Annotated in this window: 23 protein-coding genes and 1 other annotated feature; all 23 genes read right to left on the reverse strand. The window is 44.6% G+C overall.

Annotated elements, in window-relative coordinates:
- Nucleotides 1-19: 19 nt before the first annotated feature.
- The 23 genes from rpsQ to rplA all read right to left on the reverse strand — a co-directional run bounded on the left by rpsQ (nucleotide 20) and on the right by rplA (nucleotide 22,200).
- Entirely contained in the window at nucleotides 20-286 is a 267-nt protein-coding gene (rpsQ, locus tag NSU15_RS27765; protein ID WP_042131223.1) for a 30S ribosomal protein S17, read from the reverse strand.
- A gap of 43 nt (nucleotides 287-329) precedes the next feature.
- Nucleotides 330-527, reverse strand: a complete 198-nt coding sequence (gene rpmC / locus NSU15_RS27770; protein WP_019908232.1) for a 50S ribosomal protein L29 — start codon at nucleotides 525-527, stop codon at nucleotides 330-332.
- Nucleotides 517-951 (reverse strand): 50S ribosomal protein L16, encoded by a 435-nt coding sequence (rplP, locus tag NSU15_RS27775; RefSeq protein WP_042131224.1) that lies wholly within the window; start codon nucleotides 949-951, stop codon nucleotides 517-519. The genes rpmC and rplP overlap by 11 nt, the downstream gene beginning before the upstream one ends.
- Nucleotides 952-953: 2 nt before the next feature.
- The gene (gene rpsC / locus NSU15_RS27780; protein WP_038573452.1) at nucleotides 954-1,619 is read right to left on the reverse strand and encodes a 30S ribosomal protein S3; all 666 of its coding nucleotides are present in this window, start codon (nucleotides 1,617-1,619) and stop codon (nucleotides 954-956) included.
- 13 nt (nucleotides 1,620-1,632) lie between these two features.
- Nucleotides 1,633-1,965, reverse strand: coding sequence for a 50S ribosomal protein L22 (rplV, locus tag NSU15_RS27785; RefSeq protein WP_036680546.1), 333 nt, complete (start codon nucleotides 1,963-1,965; stop codon nucleotides 1,633-1,635).
- A 33-nt stretch (nucleotides 1,966-1,998) separates the two neighbouring features.
- A complete protein-coding gene (gene rpsS, locus NSU15_RS27790; RefSeq protein ID WP_036652940.1) occupies nucleotides 1,999-2,277 on the reverse strand; it encodes a 30S ribosomal protein S19 in 279 nt (92 codons plus the stop codon).
- 76 nt (nucleotides 2,278-2,353) lie between these two features.
- Nucleotides 2,354-3,184: a 50S ribosomal protein L2 gene (gene rplB, locus NSU15_RS27795; RefSeq protein ID WP_042131225.1), complete on the reverse strand. Its 831-nt coding sequence runs from the start codon at nucleotides 3,182-3,184 to the stop codon at nucleotides 2,354-2,356.
- A 27-nt stretch (nucleotides 3,185-3,211) separates the two neighbouring features.
- Complete coding sequence (gene rplW / locus NSU15_RS27800; protein ID WP_036680537.1) at nucleotides 3,212-3,505, reverse strand: 50S ribosomal protein L23; 294 nt, start codon at nucleotides 3,503-3,505, stop codon at nucleotides 3,212-3,214.
- Nucleotides 3,505-4,128, reverse strand: coding sequence for a 50S ribosomal protein L4 (rplD, locus tag NSU15_RS27805; RefSeq protein ID WP_036680536.1), 624 nt, complete (start codon nucleotides 4,126-4,128; stop codon nucleotides 3,505-3,507). Before rplD ends, rplW begins: the two co-directional genes overlap by 1 nt.
- Nucleotides 4,129-4,153: 25 nt before the next feature.
- Nucleotides 4,154-4,777 carry a 50S ribosomal protein L3 gene (gene rplC / locus NSU15_RS27810; protein ID WP_036680532.1) on the reverse strand — a complete coding sequence of 208 codons (624 nt, stop codon included), beginning with the start codon at nucleotides 4,775-4,777 and terminating at the stop codon, nucleotides 4,154-4,156.
- Nucleotides 4,778-4,818: 41 nt separating this feature from the next.
- Nucleotides 4,819-5,127, reverse strand: a complete 309-nt coding sequence (gene rpsJ, locus NSU15_RS27815) for a 30S ribosomal protein S10 (protein WP_017692074.1) — start codon at nucleotides 5,125-5,127, stop codon at nucleotides 4,819-4,821.
- Between the two features lie 226 nt (nucleotides 5,128-5,353).
- Complete coding sequence (locus NSU15_RS27820; protein WP_339288289.1) at nucleotides 5,354-6,703, reverse strand: globin-coupled sensor protein; 1,350 nt, start codon at nucleotides 6,701-6,703, stop codon at nucleotides 5,354-5,356.
- 257 nt (nucleotides 6,704-6,960) lie between these two features.
- A complete protein-coding gene (tuf, locus tag NSU15_RS27825; protein ID WP_042131227.1) occupies nucleotides 6,961-8,151 on the reverse strand; it encodes an elongation factor Tu in 1,191 nt (396 codons plus the stop codon).
- Nucleotides 8,152-8,260: 109 nt separating this feature from the next.
- On the reverse strand, nucleotides 8,261-10,339 hold the full coding sequence (gene fusA / locus NSU15_RS27830; protein WP_042131228.1) for an elongation factor G: 2,079 nt from the start codon (nucleotides 10,337-10,339) through the stop codon (nucleotides 8,261-8,263).
- Between the two features lie 47 nt (nucleotides 10,340-10,386).
- On the reverse strand, nucleotides 10,387-10,857 hold the full coding sequence (gene rpsG / locus NSU15_RS27835) for a 30S ribosomal protein S7 (RefSeq protein WP_036680520.1): 471 nt from the start codon (nucleotides 10,855-10,857) through the stop codon (nucleotides 10,387-10,389).
- Nucleotides 10,858-10,901: 44 nt separating this feature from the next.
- On the reverse strand, nucleotides 10,902-11,321 hold the full coding sequence (gene rpsL / locus NSU15_RS27840) for a 30S ribosomal protein S12 (protein ID WP_036680518.1): 420 nt from the start codon (nucleotides 11,319-11,321) through the stop codon (nucleotides 10,902-10,904).
- Nucleotides 11,322-11,454: 133 nt separating this feature from the next.
- Nucleotides 11,455-11,706, reverse strand: a complete 252-nt coding sequence (locus tag NSU15_RS27845) for a ribosomal L7Ae/L30e/S12e/Gadd45 family protein (RefSeq protein ID WP_042131229.1) — start codon at nucleotides 11,704-11,706, stop codon at nucleotides 11,455-11,457.
- A gap of 179 nt (nucleotides 11,707-11,885) precedes the next feature.
- A complete protein-coding gene (gene rpoC, locus NSU15_RS27850) occupies nucleotides 11,886-15,497 on the reverse strand; it encodes a DNA-directed RNA polymerase subunit beta' (protein ID WP_339288290.1) in 3,612 nt (1,203 codons plus the stop codon).
- Nucleotides 15,498-15,612: 115 nt separating this feature from the next.
- Nucleotides 15,613-19,158: a DNA-directed RNA polymerase subunit beta gene (gene rpoB, locus NSU15_RS27855; protein WP_042131231.1), complete on the reverse strand. Its 3,546-nt coding sequence runs from the start codon at nucleotides 19,156-19,158 to the stop codon at nucleotides 15,613-15,615.
- Nucleotides 19,159-19,581: 423 nt separating this feature from the next.
- A complete protein-coding gene (locus tag NSU15_RS27860) occupies nucleotides 19,582-20,181 on the reverse strand; it encodes a class I SAM-dependent methyltransferase (protein ID WP_042131232.1) in 600 nt (199 codons plus the stop codon).
- A gap of 112 nt (nucleotides 20,182-20,293) precedes the next feature.
- Nucleotides 20,294-20,653, reverse strand: a complete 360-nt coding sequence (gene rplL / locus NSU15_RS27865; RefSeq protein WP_042131233.1) for a 50S ribosomal protein L7/L12 — start codon at nucleotides 20,651-20,653, stop codon at nucleotides 20,294-20,296.
- 66 nt (nucleotides 20,654-20,719) lie between these two features.
- Nucleotides 20,720-21,223 carry a 50S ribosomal protein L10 gene (gene rplJ / locus NSU15_RS27870; RefSeq protein WP_042192187.1) on the reverse strand — a complete coding sequence of 168 codons (504 nt, stop codon included), beginning with the start codon at nucleotides 21,221-21,223 and terminating at the stop codon, nucleotides 20,720-20,722.
- Between the two features lie 64 nt (nucleotides 21,224-21,287).
- Nucleotides 21,288-21,440: a sequence feature (ribosomal protein L10 leader region), on the reverse strand.
- Nucleotides 21,441-21,507: 67 nt separating this feature from the next.
- Nucleotides 21,508-22,200 (reverse strand): 50S ribosomal protein L1, encoded by a 693-nt coding sequence (gene rplA / locus NSU15_RS27875; protein ID WP_036680504.1) that lies wholly within the window; start codon nucleotides 22,198-22,200, stop codon nucleotides 21,508-21,510.
- Nucleotides 22,201-22,259: the final 59 nt, after the last annotated feature.

A 22,259-nucleotide genomic window follows, 5' to 3' on the forward strand; every position in this document is an offset into this window, starting at 1 on the left:
AAAAACTCTTTTGATTATCTTAGATGATAACCGCTTTTTCAACCACTTCAACTAGTCTCCAACGTTTGTCCTTGGACAACGGACGAGTTTCCATGACTTTTACGGTATCGCCAATTTTTGCAACGTTTTCCTCATCATGTGCTTTGAATTTCTTCGTAGACTTGATGCGTTTGTGGTACAAGTTGTGTTTCTTATAGGTTTCAACAGCGACTACGATGGTTTTATCCATTTTATCACTGACCACTTTACCGATTAGCACTTTACGTGCATTACGTTCTTCGCTCATTAGTTAGCCTCCTTCCTGAATACGGATCTGAGATCCGTCTCACTTAACTAATCCCAAGCACTCTTTGATGGATCACGGTTTTAGCACGAGCTATTTCCTTACGCACGTCACGAATCCGAGTCGGGTTGTCCAGTTGGCCTGTTGCCAATTGAAAACGGAGATTAAAAAGTTCCTCTTTGAATCCAGCGATCTTTTGTTCAATCTCAGCAGTGGTTAAGTTGCGAAGTTCATTAGCTTTCATTTGCTTCACCACCCAATTCTTCACGTTTCACAAACTTAGTCTTAACAGGCAGCTTGTGAGCGGCAAGACGCATCGCTTCACGAGCGATTTCTTCCGACACGCCTCCGAGTTCGAACATAATCTTGCCCGGTTTAACTACGGCTACCCATTTCTCAACATTACCTTTACCACTACCCATACGAACCTCGAGAGGCTTTTGAGTAATAGGCTTATCTGGGAAAATCTTGATCCAAACTTGACCGCCACGTTTGATATAACGTGTCATCGCGATACGAGCAGCTTCGATCTGACGGTTAGTGATCCAAGACGGTTCCATTGCAACTAGGCCGAATTCGCCGAAGTTCAATTCAGTACCGCCTTTTGCCATACCCTTCATGTGTCCGCGTTGTTGCTTGCGGTGTTTTACGCGTTTTGGTACCAACATGATTAGTTGCCTCCTTCCTGAGCAGCTTGTTTCTTAGCTGGGGGAAGAACTTCTCCACGGTAGATCCATACTTTTACGCCGATAAGACCGTAAGTTGTATGTGCTTCAGCCGTTCCGTAATCGATATCGGCACGAAGCGTATGAAGTGGAACTGTTCCTTCGCTATAACCTTCTGAACGAGCGATCTCGGCTCCGCCAAGACGTCCGCCTACTTGAGTTTTAATCCCTTTTGCGCCAGAACGCATAGTTCTTTGAATCGCTTGTTTGAGTGCACGACGGAACGATACACGACGTTCCAATTGTTGAGCAATGCTCTCAGCTACAAGAATTGCATCCAATTCAGGGTGCTTGATTTCATTGATGTTGATGTGTACTTTTTTGCCACCAGCGATTGCTGTAACTGCGCTGCGAAGTACTTCTACTTCTGCTCCGCCCTTACCAATAACCATACCTGGTTTAGCAGTATGAATTGTAACGTTCACTCGGCTAGCCGCTCTTTCGATCTCGATATGGGAAACAGCGGAATCCTTCAACTTACCTTTAAGGTATTCCCGGATTTTGACGTCTTCCATCAGAAGAGTACCGAAATCTTTTCCTGCATACCATTTAGATTCCCAATCGCGAATAATACCGATTCGGAGTCCGATTGGATTTACCTTTTGACCCACGTGTTATCCCTCCTTATTTCTCAGATACCACCAGTGTAATGTGGCTCGTGCGTTTATTGATCCGACTTGCGCGGCCCATGGCGCGCGGACGGAAACGTTTCATAGTAGGTCCTTGGTTAACGAAAACCTCGCTAACGAACAAACTGTTCACGTCCAAAGAATAGTTATGCTCAGCATTCGCAATTGCCGAATTAAGCAACTTCTCAACGACCGGAGAAGCGGATTTCGGAGTGTGGCGAAGAATTGCAATTGCTTCCCCCACTTGCTTACCACGAATCAAGTCAACAACCAGTTTCGCTTTACGAGCGGAAATCCGCACCGATCTTGCATGTGCTTTTGCTTCCATTGTTTAACCTCCTTTCAAACAGAGACCTTATTATTATCTTCTTGTTTTCTTATCGTCACCCGCGTGGCCTTTGTAAGTACGTGTTGGCGCGAACTCGCCCAACTTGTGACCTACCATATCTTCTGTTACGTATACAGGCACGTGTTTACGGCCGTCATATACACCAAACGTATGTCCGATAAACTGAGGGAAAATGGTTGAGCGACGGGACCAAGTTTTAACTACAACCTTTTTCTCAGCCTCGTTCAGTTCCTCAACTTTTTTAAGCAGGTAGCCATCGATAAACGGCCCCTTCTTTAAACTGCGACCCATGTGTGAATCCTCCCTTCATCCGGTTCTTCAAACCGCGAATCGACGCTTCGCGCTTTATTAACTTGCCAGAAGCGTCTTATTTAGTGCGGCGGCGAACGATATATTTATCAGATGCCTTGTTTTTCTTACGCGTTTTGTAACCAAGGGTTGGTTTACCCCATGGAGACATAGGCGATTTACGTCCGATTGGAGCGCGGCCTTCACCACCACCGTGTGGGTGATCGTTAGGGTTCATTACTACACCGCGAACTTCAGGGCGACGGCCCAGCCAGCGACTACGTCCAGCTTTACCGATTTTGATCAATTCGTGATCTTCGTTACCTACAGAACCGATAGTTGCACGGCATACGCTAAGGATCTTGCGAACCTCACCGGATGACAAACGAACGGAACAGTATTTTTCTTCTTTACCAAGCAATTGAGCTTCTGTACCAGCAGCACGAACCAATTGTCCGCCTTTACCTGGTTTCAACTCGATGTTGTGGATAACTGTACCCACTGGAATGTTTTCCAGTGCAAGAGTGTTACCAATTTTGATGTCGGCTGTTGGGCCGGACTCTACTTTATCCCCAACTTTTAGGCCTTTAGGAGCGATGATATAACGTTTCTCTCCATCAGCATAGTGGATCAAAGCAATATTAGATGTACGGTTCGGGTCATACTCGATTGTAGCAACGCTACCTGGTATGCCGTCTTTAGTACGTTTGAAGTCGATAATACGGTATTTACGTTTGTGTCCGCCGCCATGGTGACGAACCGTAATTTTACCTTGGTTGTTGCGTCCCGCATGTTTGAACAGCGGAGAAAGCAACGATTTCTCTGGCTGGTTTGTTGTAATTTCTTCAAACGTAGACACAGACATGTGTCGTCTTGCCGGAGAGGTCGGTTTGTACTTTTTGATTGGCACTATAGTTTCCTCCTTACTTTAAGAGTATTATTCTACCGCTTCAAAAAATTCAAGCGGCTTGCTGTCCGGGCTAAGCTTAACGATGGCTTTTTTCCACTCTGGAGTGTAACCAGAATATTTACCATAACGTTTCAATTTGCCAGGCACGCGCATTGTGTTCACATTAGTTACTTTTACTTTGAAAATAGCCTCGACAGCTTTTTTGATTTCGGTTTTGTTAGCACGGATATCCACTTCAAAAGCGTATTTCATTTCGCTCATGTAGTCGGAAGTACGTTCCGTAATCACCGGACGTTTGATAATATCACGAGGATCTTTCATTACGCGAACACCTCCTCTACCTTCAGAACTGCTTCTTTAGTGATGATCAGTTTGTCGTACGTTAGTACGTCAAGAACATTAATGCCGTCAGCCGCTACGAATTTCACCCCAGGGATGTTACGAGCGGAAAGCGCTACGTTATCATCATAGCTAGTAGCTACGATCAACGCTTTACGATCTACTTTCAGGTTGTTCAAGATTGCTGCGAATTCTTTCGTCTTCGGAGCATTCATTGTCAAGCTATCCAATACGATAATGTCATTCTCGAGTACTTTCGAGGACAAAGCGGATTTGATCGCCAAACGACGAACCTTCTTAGGCAGTTTCCAGGAATAGCTACGTGGTGTTGGTCCGAAGACAACGCCGCCGCCTTTCCATTGTGGAGAACGAATGGAGCCTTGACGAGCGCGACCTGTACCTTTTTGTTTCCAAGGTTTACGTCCACCGCCACGAACTTCAGAACGTCCTTTTACTTTGTGTGTACCACGACGTAGGGAAGCTCTTTGCATAAGCGCAGCTTCATGTAGAACGTGCTCATTCGGTTCAATACCGAATACTGTATCGCTCAGTTCCACTTCACCAACTTCGTTGCCACTAATATTAAAAAGTGTTACTTTTGGCATTTCATGTTCCTCCTTTCTTCAGTAATTATTTCTTAACGGTTTGTTTAACTTTCACGAAGCTGTTTTTAGGACCTGGGATAGCGCCTTTAACCAGCAATACGTTACGTTCAACATCAACCTTGATAATTTCAAGCTTTTGAACCGTAATAGTCGTGTGACCCATATGTCCTGGAAGGCGTTTGCCCTTAGGAACACGGTTAGCTTGGATAGAACCCATGGAACCTGGTCTTCTGTGGTAACGCGATCCGTGAGCCATTGGTCCGCGGCTTTGTCCCCAACGTTTGATGTTACCTTGGAAACCTTTACCTTTAGATGTGCCAGTTACGTCAACAAATTCGCCCTCAGCAAAAATATCAGCTTTCAGTTCTTGTCCAACCTCGAGAGACCCGAGGTCAACACCGCGAATTTCACGAACGTAGCGCTTAGGTGTTGCATTTGCCTTTTTGGCGTGACCCTGTTCAGGCTTATTGGAGCGTTTTTCTTTTTTATCAGAAAAGCCCAATTGCACTGCTTCATATCCGTCGATATTCAGGTCTTTCTTTTGCAGTACTACACAAGGTCCTGCTTCGATAACAGTAACAGGAATTACGTTACCTTCTGGAGTAAACACTTGAGTCATACCGAGTTTTTTTCCTAAGATACCTTTCAATGTTGACACCTCTTTTCTTTTCCTAAGTTGCTAAAAATGAATTACAATTTGATTTCGATATCTACACCGGACGGTAGATCCAAGCGCATCAAGGCATCCACAGTTTGTGGTGTTGGGTTCACAATATCGATCAAACGTTTGTGAGTCCGTTGCTCAAACTGTTCACGGGAATCCTTGTACTTGTGTACCGCACGGAGAATAGTAATGATTTGCTTCTCAGTTGGTAACGGAATCGGCCCGGATACACCTGCACCCGAACGTTTTGCTGTTTCAACAATCTTCTCAGCGGATTGATCAAGAATTCTGTGGTCGTATGCTTTCAAGCGAATACGAATTTTTTGCTTTGCCATTTTAGTCCCTCCTTCTATCGCCCAATTTGGTATCGGACATACTCCGCGAAAATTTTCTGACCTCGTCCCCATGGCAAAGGGGCCGGGTGTGTCAGTAACCTCTCACATCATCGCAACGTCTCAGAACAACATTTATTATTATATATAATAGGCGGCAGTATTGCAAGCTAAAATAACAAAACAACGCATATTTTTTTCATACGTTGTTTTGTTTCTATTATATAGGTTAGAGATTCTCAGTTGCAGACTTGAAAAACTCAGCTGACTCCGCTGTTTGCGCTGTTGCTGAACCAATTCCTTCTATAGTCTGAATCAATGTCCTTATTTCTTCTTCTACTACAACTATCTCCTGTGTGCTACTACTCATCGCCTCTACAATATCGGAAAACAAAAGACTAGTCTCAAGAGATTGATGCTTTCCACTTTTGGTTAGCTCTTGCACCTTACGTATCTCATCAACAACCTGTTGTGTGAGACTGCCCGATTTATTAGTTAGCTCCACGATCTGAATTACAGTATTCTTCGTATCTTCTGCCAACCGACTAACTTCTTGGGCAACTACACTAAACCCTCTACCGTACTCTCCGGCTCTAGCAGCTTCTATTGTTGCATTAAGAGAAAGGATTTTAGTTTGATCAGCTATATCTTTCACTGAGTTTACGATTTTTTGTATTTGTTTAGAGGAATTGCTTAATTCATAAATGGAGTGTTCCATCTCACTAGTGCTTTGATAAATAAGGTTAATCTGTCCTGTTAAGCTATCCAAATGTTCATGTCCATCTGTAGCCAGCCCCTGTGACTCTACAGAGGATCTAGCTGTACGTTGGAATGTTCTACTTACCTCATTACTACTGGCTACTAGCTGCTTCACAGCGGCATTTGTATCGATGCTAAAATCTATTAATTCGCTGCTAAATTCAGCAATTTTCTGCTTTAATTCATTTTTAACCAATAAGTACTGTTGTTCTTTTTCTTTAACGTTCTCTTTCTCGTATTCCTCTAAAACAAGTTGTTGCTCGAGGTTTAGCAGCTTAGTCACAGTCTGAACTACTTGTAGGCGTGCTTTGTCATCATTGGTTTCTTTATAGATAACTTGTATAAATACGTTCTGAAGATTTTGAAAAGCGGATAAGTACCATTTCGGCTCAAGTCCGACCCTTTTATGAATATTAGCAATCTTCAAGCGCTTTGCTATGTATTCATCATCAACTTTGCCATCAAAAATTTCGATGATATGCTCTCGGAGCGTTGTTTTCAATCTCTCGATGCTGCTATGCTTCAAAATTATGGCCTCAAGCTTATTAACACCTAACACCGAATTGTAAAATTGATCAGTAATGTAGTCTATATTCTGTTCAACAATAGGCTTCACCCTACGCAATAAATTCAAATCTGATTCAGTTAGATCAATCATCTTCATTTGTTCATTGAGCTCGCCATGACCTTCAATAGTATGAAATAAAAACTCAGTAGGCTTGCTCTGATCCTTGATATCTAAGGAATGAGAGGCAGGAGAATCCACATTGTTATTACGTGCAGTTAGCGCATGCATGAAGGAAAAAGGACATTTCCCCATATTACCACTCCCCCTTAATTCCTATATTTTTACATTATTAATCCTCCTTCATTTTACTCTATGATTAGTATAATTGTAAACAATTGATTGATGTATTTTGACGAATTATGTAGAAACAACTCATATTTAATACGTTTTATTTATCATTAAATGTCGAAAAATATATTATGATTTTCTGAACACAAAAAGCCCCGGATTCTCCGCAAGAAGAATCCGGGGCACTATGATTCAGAGTCTACCCGCAGATAGAATCTAATTTATTTTTGGATGGAAGCTACGCTACCTGCTCCAACTGTACGGCCACCTTCGCGAATGGAGAATTTAGTACCTTCTTCAATAGCGATAGGGGAGATCAAAGCAACAGTTACAGTGATGTTATCACCAGGCATAACCATTTCAGTACCTTCTGGCAAGTTGATGATGCCAGTTACGTCAGTTGTACGGAAGTAGAACTGTGGACGGTAACCAGTGAAGAATGGTTTGTGACGTCCGCCCTCTTCTTTAGTCAAAACGTAGATTTGAGCAGTGAACTCAGTGTGTGGTTTAACAGAGTTCGGTTTAGCCAATACTTGGCCACGCTCGATCATAGTACGGTCTACACCACGAAGCAAAGCTCCGATGTTGTCGCCCGCTTGAGCGGAATCCAGCAATTTACGGAACATTTCTACGCCCGTAACTACGGATTTCTTAGTTTCTTCGTGAATACCAACGATTTCGATTTCTTCTCCGACTTTAACTGTTCCGCGTTCTACGCGACCAGTTGCCACAGTACCGCGGCCAGTGATGGAGAATACATCTTCGACAGGCATCAAGAATGGTTTGTCAGTTTGACGCTCTGGAAGTGGAATGTACTCGTCGATTGTTTCGAACATTTCAACAATCTTCTTAGCATATTCACCATCTGGGTTTTGAAGAGCTTCACGAGCAGAACCACGAATGATTGGAGTGTCGTCGCCAGGGAAGTCATACTCGCTCAGCAAGTCACGAACTTCCATTTCAACCAATTCCAACAACTCTTCGTCTTCAACCATGTCGCATTTGTTCAAGAAAACAACGATGTATGGAACACCTACTTGACGGGACAACAGGATGTGCTCGCGAGTTTGTGGCATAGGGCCATCAGCTGCGGATACAACCAGGATAGCTCCGTCCATTTGCGCTGCGCCAGTGATCATGTTTTTAACATAGTCGGCGTGACCAGGGCAGTCTACGTGAGCGTAGTGACGGTTAGGAGTTTCATATTCAACGTGGGAAGTGGAGATTGTGATACCACGTTCGCGCTCTTCAGGAGCTTTGTCGATTTGATCGAATGCGATAGCTGCGCCACCGTAAGTTTTGGACAATACAGTAGTGATTGCAGCAGTCAGAGTCGTTTTACCATGGTCGACGTGACCAATAGTACCGATGTTAACGTGCGGTTTGTTACGTTCAAACTTTGCCTTTGCCATTTGAACAGTTCCTCCTTAATGTGGGGTTCCTTATATTTGAGCCGTCCGCCTATATGTTTATCTTAGATGACTGAGTGTTTATACCCGGACGGCAAGTTAAAACTAGTAATTATTCTACGCCTTTGTTCTTAGCAGCGATCTCTTCCGCAATGGATTTAGGAACTTCTTCATAGTGAGAAAGCTCCATTGAGAATACGCCACGTCCTTGAGTACCAGAACGTAGAGTTGTAGAGTATCCGAACATTTCGGAAAGAGGCACCTTAGCACGGATAATTTGCGCTCCACCACGGGAATCCATACCTTCGATACGGCCACGGCGGGAGTTCAGCATACCCATAACATCACCCATATATTCCTCAGGAACAGTTACTTCTACTTTCATGATTGGCTCAAGCAGGACAGGTTTACACTTGTCTTTAGCTGCTTTAAGTGCCATCGAGCCGGCAATTTTAAATGCCATTTCGTTGGAATCGACATCATGGTAAGAACCATCAACGATGGTAGCTTTAACGTCTACAAGCGGGAAGCCTGCAAGTACGCCGTTTTTCATTTGTTCTTCGATACCCGCAAGTGCAGGAGCGATGTACTCTCTAGGAACCGAGCCACCAACAACTTTACTTTCGAATTTGCTACCAGTACCTGGCTCGAGGGGTTCAAATTCAACCCATACGTGACCGTATTGACCACGACCACCAGATTGGCGTACAAATTTACCTTCGACGCGAGCAGGTGCCTTGAACGTTTCGCGGTAAGCAACCTGTGGTTTACCCACATTGGTTTCTACTTTGAACTCACGACGCATACGGTCGATGATGATGTCCAAGTGAAGTTCACCCATACCAGCCAGGATAGTTTGGCCTGTTTCTTCATCAGTATGAGCACGAAGAGTTGGATCCTCTTCAGTCAATTTACCGAGAGCAACGCCCAATTTATCTTGGTCAGCTTTTGTTTTTGGTTCAACAGCGATTTCGATAACTGGATCAGGGAAGTTCATTGATTCCAGAATTACTGGATGCTTCTCATCACACAGTGTATCACCTGTACTGGTGTCTTTCAAACCAACTGCTGCAGCGATGTCGCCAGAATACACGATGGAAATCTCTTGACGGCTGTTAGCATGCATTTGAAGAATACGACCAATACGTTCACGCTTGTTCTTAGTAGCGTTAACTACGTAAGATCCGGACTCTAGAATACCAGAGTATACACGGAAGAACGTAAGTTTACCTACATAAGGGTCAGTCATGATTTTAAATGCCAAAGCTGCAAACGGTTCTTCATCCGAAGAATGACGAACTGCTTCAGTTCCATCATCAAGATGTCCAGTGATAGCTGGAACGTCAAGAGGAGATGGCAAGTAATCAACAACTGCATCCAGCATAAGCTGAATTCCTTTGTTACGGTAGGAGGATCCAACAATTACAGGGAACAATTTAACTTCAACTACGCCTTTGCGCAGTGCAGCTTTAATTTCCGGAACTGTAATTTCTTCGCCTTCCAGGTACTTCATAGTCAGATCTTCATCAAGTTCAGCAACTTTCTCGATCAACTCGAGACGCAGCTCCTCAACTTTGGCCAAATATTCTTCCGGAATATCCGTTACTTCGATGTTTTGGCCTAGATCATCTCTAAACATGTGTGCTTTTTGCTCAACAAGGTCGATAATACCAGTGAAATCACTTTCAGCACCAATTGGCAATTGAATAGCAACTGCATTGGCTTGAAGACGATCACGCATAGTTTCGATTACGTTAAGGAAATCCGCACCGATAATGTCCATTTTGTTCACATATGCAATACGTGGAACGTTATAACGGTCAGCCTGTCTCCATACGGTTTCAGACTGAGGTTCAACGCCCTCTTTTGCACTAAATACACCTACTGCCCCATCCAATACACGCAGGGAACGTTCAACTTCAACAGTGAAGTCAACGTGTCCTGGGGTATCAATGATATTGATGCGGTGACCTTTCCACGCAGCAGTGGTAGCAGCGGACGTAATCGTGATTCCGCGCTCTTGTTCTTGCTCCATCCAGTCCATTGTAGCAGCACCCTCGTGAACTTCACCGATTTTGTGCGTACGGCCTGTATAGAAAAGAATCCGCTCTGTGGTAGTTGTTTTACCAGCATCAATATGCGCCATGATCCCGATGTTACGTGTATTTTTTAAGGAGAACTCTCTAGCCATGAAATGGATCTCCCTTCAAAATATAAGTTATTTGAATGACCTTAATCCTACCAACGGTAGTGAGCGAACGCTTTGTTTGCTTCAGCCATTTTGTGTGTATCTTCGCGTTTCTTAACAGAAGCGCCTGTGTTGTTGGAAGCGTCGATGATCTCAGCCGCCAAACGCTCTTCCATCGTCTTCTCACCGCGGTTGCGAGAGTAGTTTACGAGCCAACGTAATCCCAGAGCAGTACGTCTCTCTGGTTTAACCTCGATAGGTACTTGATAGTTAGCACCACCGACACGACGAGCTTTGACTTCCAAAACCGGCATGATATTCTTGATGGCAGCTTCGAAAACTTCCATCGGATCTTTACCCGTACGTTCTTCAATCAACTTGAATGAATTGTACAGAATGCTTTGAGCGACACCTCTTTTACCACCCAGCATAATGCGGTTAATCAAACGAGTAACCAACTTGCTATTATACAACGGATCTGGCAATACGTCTCTCTTAGTAACTGGACCTTTGCGTGGCATGGATATCCCCCTTTCTTAAATGTTTATTATTCTAGTACTTTTTCTTATTTCTTAGCCTTAGGACGTTTAGCACCGTACTTAGAACGAGCTTGCATCCGGTTAGCTACACCTGCTGTATCCAATGCACCACGAACGATATGGTAACGAACCCCTGCAAGGTCCTTTACTTTACCTCCGCGAAGTAATACAACACTGTGCTCTTGTAAGTTATGTCCGATACCCGGGATATAAGCTGTTACCTCGAGACGGTTCGTCAAACGAACACGGGCATATTTACGAAGCGCTGAGTTTGGTTTACGTGGAGTCATTGTACCAACACGAGTGCACACACCGCGTTTTTGCGGAGCGCTCAAATTTGTAGCCTCACGCTTGAGGGCGTTATACCCTTTTTGAAGAGCGGGAGATTTAGATTTTTCGATTTTGGCTTGACGGCCTTTACGAACCAATTGGTTAATTGTTGGCATGTTGTTGCCACCCCCTTCCTGAAATGATAGCCGATTTAAGAACTCTAAGCCCACAGACCCAGGCGGTTCATAAAAAGACAAATGAAAAGTTCTTGCCGCTGGAGTTCACTCCAGTACAAAAACATTTCCGTAGCTATTGTTTTAAGACGGCTGCCATCGCAGCGCCAACTTCTATTCCGCAGGCCTTGCCCAAATTCAGCATCGTATCCACATATGTGATCTTAACACCTTGTTTGTTACAAAGCATAACTATCCTGGAAGTAAGCCTTTGATCTCCGTCCTCTGCCACATAGACTTCTGCGGCTTGGCCCAACTCTACCGCCTTGACGGTTTGTTTGGTACCGATCTTGACCTGAGCATCCTGTAGTCCTCTATCATCAGTCATAATCATTACCTCCAATGAACAAGGATAACATGGCTACTCACGCACCTTAGACATTTTAGCATTATCAGTAGATGGTGTCAAGAAATTCAGCAATAATTTTTATGAATATTGTACACAGCAGATATTCGTGTCAAACCTATGAATAGGTATGACACGAGTACACTACCATGGTTGCTAATTTATTCAGCAGGAACCGTCTCTAAAGATTCAAGCGCGCTTTCTGCATTTGGATCACTTAGTTTAACATTACGGTAACGATTCATACCAGTACCGGCAGGAATCAACTTACCGATAATAACATTTTCTTTGAGTCCAAGCAACTTATCTACTTTACCTTTGATAGCAGCATCTGTTAAGACGCGAGTAGTTTCTTGGAAAGACGCTGCTGACAAGAAGGAATCTGTCTCAAGAGACGCCTTGGTTATACCGAGCAAGACTGGTTTAGCAACTGCAGGCTCTTTACCAGACAAGATGGCTTCCTTGTTAGCACCTTCATATTCATGAATATCCGCAAACGCACCTGGTAACAGACTTGTGTCACCTGCATCAATGATACGGATCTTCCGAAGCATTTGTTTGATCATAACTTCAATGTGCTTATCATTGATCTCAACGCCCTGGTTACGATATACACGCTGAACTTCTTGCAGAATGTAGTTTTGTACCCCACGGATCCCTTTGATTCGCAGCATTTCTTTAGGGTCAATCGAACCGTCTGTCAACTCATCGCCGGCTTCAATTTCTTGGCCTTCGCTGACACGTAGACGTGATCCATAAGTAATGGAATAAGTCTTGGATTCTGCTTCACCTTGAACTTCGATTTCACGACGATCCTTAGTTTCACGGATTTCCTTGATTACACCATCGATCTCACTGATTGTAGCCTGACCTTTAGGGTTACGGGCTTCAAACAACTCTTGAATACGCGGCAAACCTTGCGTGATGTCATCACCGGCAACACCGCCGGTATGGAACGTACGCATGGTAAGCTGGGTTCCTGGTTCACCGATAGATTGTGCAGCGATAATACCAACCGCTTCACCGATCTCAACGTGTTTACCAGTTGCCAAGTTACGACCGTAACATTTCTTACAAACACCATGACGAGCACGGCAGCTTAGTACAGAGCGGATTTGTAGCTTAGTTACACCAGCGTCTACGATTGCTTCCGCTTTATCGGAGTCAATCAAATCGTTGCGGTGAACAATGATTTCGCCTGTTTCTGGATGACGAACAGTTTCGAAGCAGTAGCGACCTTCAATACGGTCATACAGATCCTCAATAACCTCTTTACCATCCTGAATTCGACTAACTGTAAATCCTTTGTCCGTTCCACAATCTTCCTCACGGACGATAACGTCCTGAGCTACGTCAACGAGACGACGAGTCAAGTAACCGGAGTCAGCAGTACGAAGTGCGGTATCGGCAAGACCTTTACGCGCTCCGTGAGTGGAGATAAAGTACTCCAAGACCGTAAGACCTTCACGGAAGTTCGCTTTAATTGGTAATTCGAAAATCCGACCCGAAGGTGTTGCCATCAGACCACGCATACCACCCAGCTGAGTGATCTGCGATTTGTTACCCCGCGCTTTGGAGTCAACCATGAGCATGATAGAGTTGAAACGGTCCATCGATTTAAGCAGGATGTTCGTAAGATCATCCTTCGTCTTCGACCAGATCTCAATAACACGGTCGTACCGTTCGTCATTAGTGATCAGACCACGGCGATATTGGTTAGCAACCACATCTACCTTAGCTTCGGACTCTTTCAGGATCGTAACTTTCTCCTCAGGCACGATAACATCCGACACAGCAACGGTAACACCGGAACGTGTGGAGTACGTAAAGCCGAGTTGTTTAATTTTATCCAAAATCATAGAGGTTTTGGTTGTATGATAAGTTTCAAAACAACGTGCGATAATCAGACCCAGATATTCTTTACCTACAGCGCTGGCTTCAGGAGCGGATTCAATCAGCTCGCGAATATCTGCGCCTTTTTCATAGATAAAGTATTTCTCTGGCGTGCCATGCAGCAAGTTAGTCTTAGTCGCTTCATTGATATAAGGGAAACTACTTGGGTAAATTTCATTAAAGATAATCTTACCGATCGTAGTAATCAACATTGCACCTTGTTGTTTTTCCGTAAAGCAAGTCTTACCTAGTGCTTTAACTGGAATAGCTACACGAGCATGAAGACCTGCAGTTCCGCGTTGGTAAGCTGATACAGCTTCATTTACGGTACGCAGAATCATACCTGATCCTTTTTCTTCCTTGTTGTCCATGGTCAGGTAGAAAGTACCAAGGACCATATCCTGGGAAGGTGTTACTACTGGTTTTCCGTCTTTAGGGTTCAAGATATTACCGGATGCGAGCATAAGAATACGTGCTTCCGCTTGAGCTTCTGCTGACAGAGGAACGTGCACCGCCATTTGGTCACCGTCAAAGTCGGCGTTGTAAGCCGTACATACGAGTGGGTGAAGACGAATAGCATGACCTTCCACCAAAATCGGTTCAAAAGCTTGAATACCGAGACGGTGAAGTGTTGGTGCGCGGTTTAGAAGTACTGGGTGCTCTCTGATTACTTCTTCAAGTACATCCCATACTTCAGGACTTACACGCTCAACTTTACGTTTTGCGCTCTTTATGTTGTGGGCTAGGCCCTTGTTAACCAATTCTTTCATGACAAAAGGCTTGAACAATTCTAGCGCCATTTTTTTAGGAAGTCCGCACTGATACATCTTGAGGTACGGTCCTACAACGATAACGGAACGTCCAGAGTAGTCAACCCGTTTACCGAGCAAGTTCTGACGGAAACGTCCTTGTTTACCCTTCAGCATATGGCTGAGTGATTTAAGTGGACGGTTACCAGGACCCGTTACAGGACGTCCTCTACGGCCGTTATCGATGAGAGCATCGACAGCTTCCTGTAGCATCCGTTTCTCGTTCTGCACGATAATGTCAGGAGCACCAAGATCAAGCAGTCTTTTCAGACGGTTGTTCCGGTTAATAACACGACGATACAGATCGTTCAAATCAGACGTAGCAAAACGGCCACCATCCAATTGAACCATCGGACGAAGTTCCGGAGGAATAACCGGTAGTACATCCATGATCATCCAATCAGGTTTGTTGCCTGAGTTACGGAATGCTTCAATAACTTCCAGACGTTTGATCGCCCGGTTACGACGTTGGCCTTGAGCCGTACGCAGTTCTTCTTTGAGGAATTCCAGTTCTTTCTCAATGTCGATGTCTTGAAGAAGCTTCTTAACAGCTTCAGCACCCATGCCGGCTTGGAAACCGTAACCGTATTTTTCACGGTAGCTACGATATTCTTTTTCGGACAAAAGTTGTTTCTTTTCCAATGGTGTTTCACCTGGATCAGTTACAACATAAGAAGCGAAGTAGATAATCTCTTCAAGAGATCTTGGAGACATATCTAGTGCCAAGCCCATACGGCTTGGGATACCTTTGAAGTACCAGATATGAGATACCGGAGCAGCCAATTCAATGTGACCCATACGTTCACGACGAACTTTAGCACGAGTAACTTCAACGCCACAACGGTCGCAGACTACGCCCTTATAACGGACACGTTTGTATTTACCGCAATGACATTCCCAGTCTTTTTGCGGTCCAAAGATACGCTCGCAGAAAAGACCCTCTTTTTCCGGTTTCAATGTACGATAGTTAATGGTTTCCGGTTTCTTAACTTCTCCGCGGGACCATGAACGAATCTTCTCCGGAGAAGCGAGTCCGATTTTCATAAATTCAAAATTGTTAACGTCCAACAAGGAGCAACCCTCCTTAACCTAATCCTGATTTAGTACCGCTTTGCCCTCCTCTGACTGTTACATCAAAAGAGGGCGCGGTCCTTTATAAAATGGAACTCTAAAGCTCCTAGCGTGATTATTCTACTCCGACTTCTGCGCCTTCTAAATTGAGGCTTAGCTTGTCGCCTGACGTCTCGTCCTCATCGTCCAATTCTCTCATTTCAATTTCCTGCTCGTCACCGCTAAGAATCTTAACATCCATACCCAGGGACTGCAGTTCTTTGATCAATACTTTGAACGATTCAGGAACACCTGGTTCCGGTACATTTTCACCTTTGACGATGGATTCGTACGTTTTCACGCGACCAACCACGTCATCGGATTTCACGGTCAAAATTTCTTGCAATGTATATGCAGCACCGTAAGCTTCAAGCGCCCACACTTCCATCTCCCCGAAACGCTGTCCACCAAACTGAGCTTTACCACCCAGCGGCTGTTGCGTAACTAGTGAGTAAGGACCTGTTGAACGGGCGTGAATCTTATCATCAACCATGTGCGCCAGTTTGATCATATGCATGACGCCGACAGTAACTTCACGTTCGAAGCGTTCACCTGTCCGACCATCGTACAATACAGTCTTACCATTACGCTGCATACCTGCTTCTTCCATCGTATCAAACACGTCGTACTCACGCGCTCCGTCAAATACCGGCGTTGCAATGTGAATACCCAGACGCAATGCGGCCATACCAATATGGACCTCGAGCACCTGTCCGATGTTCATACGAGAAGGAACGCCTAGAGGGTTAAGTACAACCTGTACTGGCGTACCGTCCGGAAGGAACGGCATATCTTCTTCTGGCAGGATACGGGCAACGACACCCTTGTTACCGTGACGTCCGGCCATTTTGTCACCCTCAGAGATCTTACGTTTCTGAGCGATATAGACACGAACCAATTGATTTACACCAGGAGGCAGTTCATCACCGTTCTCACGTGTAAATACTTTAACGTCCACGATAATACCATCACTACCGTGAGGAACGCGTAAAGAGGTATCCCGTACTTCACGAGCTTTCTCACCAAAGATAGCGTGCAGGAGACGTTCTTCTGCTGTCAGTTCAGTTACACCCTTCGGAGTAACCTTACCAACCAGAATGTCACCAGCGCTGATTTCCGCACCGATACGGATGATTCCACGCTCATCAAGATTGCGCAGAGCTTCTTCACCCACGTTTGGAATATCACGAGTAATTTCTTCAGGTCCCAGTTTAGTGTCACGAGCTTCAGATTCGTATTCTTCGATATGGATCGAAGTGTATACATCTTCCTTAACTAGTTTCTCACTTAACAGGATCGCATCCTCGTAGTTGTAACCTTCCCAAGTCATGAACGCAACGACTACGTTGCGGCCAAGAGCAAGTTCGCCCATTTCTGTGGAAGGACCATCTGCCAGGATATCACCTTTCTTAACAATGTCCCCTCTTTTAGCAAGAGGACGTTGGTTAATACAGGTACCTTGGTTAGAACGCATAAATTTGTGTAATTTATATTTAACGATATCGCCTTTAACTTCTTTGCCTTCGACTGTTTCAACCCGGCGCAGCCAAATTTCATTAGCTGAAGAACGTTCGATAATACCGTCATACTTAGAAACAACACATACGCCAGAATCCTTAGCGGATTTATGCTCCATCCCTGTTCCGACCAGCGGAGCTTTAGGAATTAGAAGTGGAACGGCTTGACGCTGCATGTTAGATCCCATCAGTGCGCGGTTGGAGTCATCGTTCTCAAGGAACGGAATGAGCGCCGTAGCGACGGATACGACCTGTTTAGGCGAAACGTCCATGTAATCTACACGATTACTTGGCATCGTTGTAATGTTGTCAGAGTCTTTATTGTAACGAACGATTACCATGTCTTCCTTAAAGGAGCCATCTTCGTCGATCAATACATTAGCCTGAGCAACTACATAATTATCTTCCTCATCAGCAGTCAGATAATCGATTTGTTCAGTTACCTTACCTGTCTTTGGATCTACCCAACGATATGGAGCTTCAATAAAGCCGTATTCGTTGATACGAGCAAAGGTAGACAAGGAGTTTATCAATCCAATGTTCGGACCTTCCGGTGTTTCAATTGGACACATCCGACCGTAGTGACTGTGATGGACGTCACGAACTTCAAAGCCCGCGCGCTCACGTGTCAAACCACCGGGTCCGAGTGCAGATAGACGACGTTTATGCGTAAGTTCCGCAAGCGGGTTCGTCTGATCCATAAATTGAGACAACTGAGAGCTACCGAAGAACTCTTTAATGGACGCGATAACCGGACGAATATTGATCAGAGCTTGAGGCGTAATTGCATTAGCATCCTGAATCGACATTCTTTCACGCACAACGCGCTCCATACGGGACAACCCGATACGGAACTGATTCTGAAGAAGTTCACCCACAGAACGCAGACGACGGTTACCCAAATGGTCAATATCATCGGTATTACCAATTCCGTGAAGCAAATTAATAAAGTAGCTGATCGAGGATATAATATCAGCTTGAGTAATGTGCTTAACTGACTTGTCGATGTTGCCGTTAGCGATCAGCTTAATAACCCGACCTTCTTCAATTGGCGAGAATACGTCAATCGTCTGAAGAGGAATATCTTCGCTGTCCATAACCCCACCAGTAACACGGTAGTTTTTAAAGGCAACATTCTTTTCGAAATATGGAATCAATTCATCAAGCAGTCTGCGATCGACCATTTGGCCGGACTCTGCCAGGATTTCTCCTGTAGCTTCGTCAACCAAAGGCTGAGCAAGACGTTGATTGAAAAGACGGTTCTTAATGTGTAGCTTTTTATTGATTTTGTAACGGCCTACATTGGCTAGGTCGTAGCGTTTTGGATCAAAGAAACGCGCGACCAGCAAACTTTTGGCATTGTCTAGTGTCGGCGGTTCGCCCGGACGCAAACGCTCGTAAATTTCAATAAGCGCCTTCTCCGTGGAGTCCGTGTTGTCTTTATCCAGCGTATTGCGAATATATTCATCATTGCCAAGCAATTCCAGAATTTCGGCATCACTACCGAAACCGAGAGCACGCAAAAGTACGGTAACAGGAATTTTACGAGTCCGATCGATGCGAACATACATAATATCCTTAGCGTCGGTCTCAAGTTCCAACCAGGCTCCGCGGTTCGGGATTACTGTGGCGGTGTAGGTTTTTTTGCCGTTCTTATCCACTTTTGTGCTGAAATAGACGCTTGGAGAGCGAACCAACTGGCTGACAATAACCCGTTCCGCACCGTTAATAATAAAAGTGCCGGTCTCCGTCATCAGCGGGAAATCTCCCATGAACACTTCCTGCTCTTTGACCTCACCGGTCTCCTTATTAATGAGCCGCACCTTTACACGCAGAGGAGCCGCATACGTCACGTCCCGCTCTTTAGCGTCGTCAACCGTATATTTTGGTTCACCCAGGCTGTAATCAATGAACTCTAGTACCAAATTACCTGTGAAATCCTGGATCGGCGAGATGTCCTGAAACATTTCCCGCAATCCTTCCTCCAAAAACCAATCATACGATTTTTGTTGGATCTCGATCAGGTTCGGGACCTCGAGTACCTCGTTAATTCTCGCATAGCTCCGCCGAGTGCGTCGACCATACTGAACAAGATGTCCTGCCAACTTTACTCACCCCTCATGTCTACTCACTTAAAAATTGATTGCGAACCCTTGTTTGGAACCGTATAATGGAACCATACTACAAGGATTCAGTCATAAATAAAAGAAAAGCCCTTATCGAAATCTTCGAAAAAAGAGCGCACTTATCCATGACCAAAATACTCCTTATCCAGTAGATTTGCCCAAAACGTACATATTATACGTCACCAAGCAACAGTTTATGCGCTATTATCTATTACCGCGTAACACTCGCTACGCCAGAGCATAGAGAACCAATTCGCACAAAACTTGCCGTACGGCTTGCGCTAGCCGGCGACAATATATCGCTTGACATTTTCAGCAAACTAAAGACATGGAGCCTATCTTAATACTGACATTTTATAATAATACCATTATCACTATCACATGTCAATAACCTATTGATTTTTATTTCTGAGCTTTAATAATACGATAACCTTTATCTTTCCCCACTTCTTCCACATTCGAGAACAAGCTTTCAAGTTTAGCTACCGCTGACGGAGCACCCTGCTTCTTCTGAATAACAATCCACAGAAAGCCACCCTCATTCAAATGATCATAAGCTTCTTCAAAAATCTGATGCACTACAGCTTTTCCTGCACGTATCGGAGGATTGGTAAGAATCACATCGAACTTTTGTTGTTCATTCAATGCGCCGAGTACATCGCTTTCCATTACCGTAACATTCCGGATTCCATTGTGCTGAGCATTCTCACGCGCAAGTTCTACCGCACGACTGTTAATATCAATCATCGTCACTTGCCCTTTGGGGGCTAGGTATGCTGCACTTATGCCTATCGGTCCATATCCGCAACCCACATCAAGCACTGCCGAACCGTCCGGAATGATCATAGCTTCAATAAGAACTCGGCTACCGTAATCGATATCTCCTTTAGAGAAAACACCCGCATCGCTCGTAAAACGAAAGCTTTTGCCTCTTAGAACGGTGTCGATGGTACGTCTGTCATGACGCACTTCCGGTTGCTGCGAATAATAATGTTGCGACATCTCTATCCTCCCTTTCCTTTATGTTAATAGTTTGTATTTACAAAACCCTACTAACTCTATTTATAAAATAAACCCCTTGAACAAGTTCAAGGGGTTTTCAGTATAGAAGGAATTACTTCACTTCTACAGCTGCGCCTGCTTCTTCCAATTTTGCTTTAGTAGCTTCGGCTTCTTCTTTGCTTACTTTTTCTTTGATTGCTTTTGGTGCGTTGTCTACAAGGTCTTTAGCTTCTTTCAAGCCAAGGCCTGTGATTTCGCGAACGATTTTGATAACGTTGATTTTGGAAGCGCCAGCGCCTGTCAAAATTACGTCAAATTCGGATTGCTCTTCAGCAACTGCTGCTACCGCACCGCCAGCTGCTACTGGAGCTGCTGCAGTTACGCCGAATTCTTCTTCAATTGCTTTAACCAGGTCGTTCAGTTCCAATACGCTCATGCCTTTAATTGCTTCCAAGATTGCTTCTTTACTCATGATTGAACCTCCATTTATAATTTAAATTTGTTTGTGGTAATGATTTATGCTGCAAGAGTCAAAGGCTTACGCGCTTTGTTCTTCTTTTTCAGCAACAGCTTTAACTGCAAGCGCGAAGTTGCGCATTGGAGCTTGAAGTACGCTAAGCAGCATGGACAGCAAACCATCGCGGGATGGAAGCTCAGCCAGTGCTTTCAGTTGGTCCGCGTCGATGACACGTCCTTCTACTACGCCGCCTTTCAATTTCAAAGCGTCGTTTTTCTTGGCGAAATCGTTCAAAATTTTAGCTGGAGCTACTGCATCAGTTGTGCTGAATGCGATAGCTGTTGGACCAGTCAAAACTTCATCCAACTCAGTCAACTCAGCCGCAGCAGTTGCGCGACGTAGCAATGTGTTCTTCAGGACTTGAAACTCAACGCCAGCTTCACGAAGTTGCTTACGCAGTTCAGTCACTTGGGAAACGTTCAATCCACGATAGTCCGCTACAACAGTCGAAAGACTGTTTTGCAGTTTCGCAGTAACAACGTCAACCGCATCCTGTTTTGCTTGAATTACTTTTGCATTTGCCAATGTATACACCTCCTGAAAATTTATGTGTCGGCGTCCTTTCCAAGGAAAGCATCACCGCTCCTACGCAGGCATTAGAAAAGCCTCCGCAGAATCACGAAGGCTTGATAAAACGAAAGTTATACGAGCGAGCTCGTTACTTCTTGTTTCTATCACAACACCTCGGTAGGGAATTAAGCACTAAGGCACCTACTGTCTACGGTAAGCATATTCAAGGTTAAGATTGATACCTTAAGTTTCACAACTGTTATAGATTATCAAAATTGACTCAAAGAGTCAACCCTTATTTATCTGAAGACGGTTGTGTTCACACGAGCGCTAGGACCCATTGTGGAAGAAATCGAGATGCCTTTAAGGTATACACCTTTAGCAGCAGCTGGTTTCGCACGGTTCAAAGCGTCGATAAGAGCTTTAAGGTTATCATTCAATTGTGCAGCATCAAAGGACACTTTGCCGATTGGCGCGTGAATTTGACCTGCTTTGTCGAGACGGTATTCGATTTTACCGGCTTTGATTTCTTGCACAGCCTTGGAAACATCGAATGTAACTGTGCCGGCTTTAGGGTTAGGCATAAGACCTTTACCACCAAGCAGACGACCTAGTTTACCGACTTCACTCATCATGTCAGGTGTAGCTACGCAGACATCAAATTCAAACCAGCCTTGTTGAATTTTGTTGATCATGTCTTGATCACCAACAAAATCGGCGCCAGCAGCTTCTGCCTCTTTCGCTTTTTCACCTTTTGCAAATACAAGCACGCGTTGTGTTTTACCAGTGCCGTGAGGCAGGACAACAACACCACGAACTGCTTGGTCTTGTTTACGCGGGTCTACACCCAGACGAACTGCTGCTTCAACGGTTTCGTCGAATTTTGCAGTCGCTGCCTTTTTCACAAGCTCTACAGCTTCTGAAGGCTCGTAAGTTGCTTCGCTGTTGATCAGCTTAGCAGCTTCTTGGTATTTCTTACCATGTTTAGCCATGAAAATGTTCCTCCTTTGTGGTGTTAGCGGAAATTCCTCCCACATACTTGCGGGTCACG

The organism is Paenibacillus sp. FSL E2-0201 (assembly GCF_037963325.1).
Lineage (GTDB): Bacteria > Bacillota > Bacilli > Paenibacillales > Paenibacillaceae > Paenibacillus_AQ.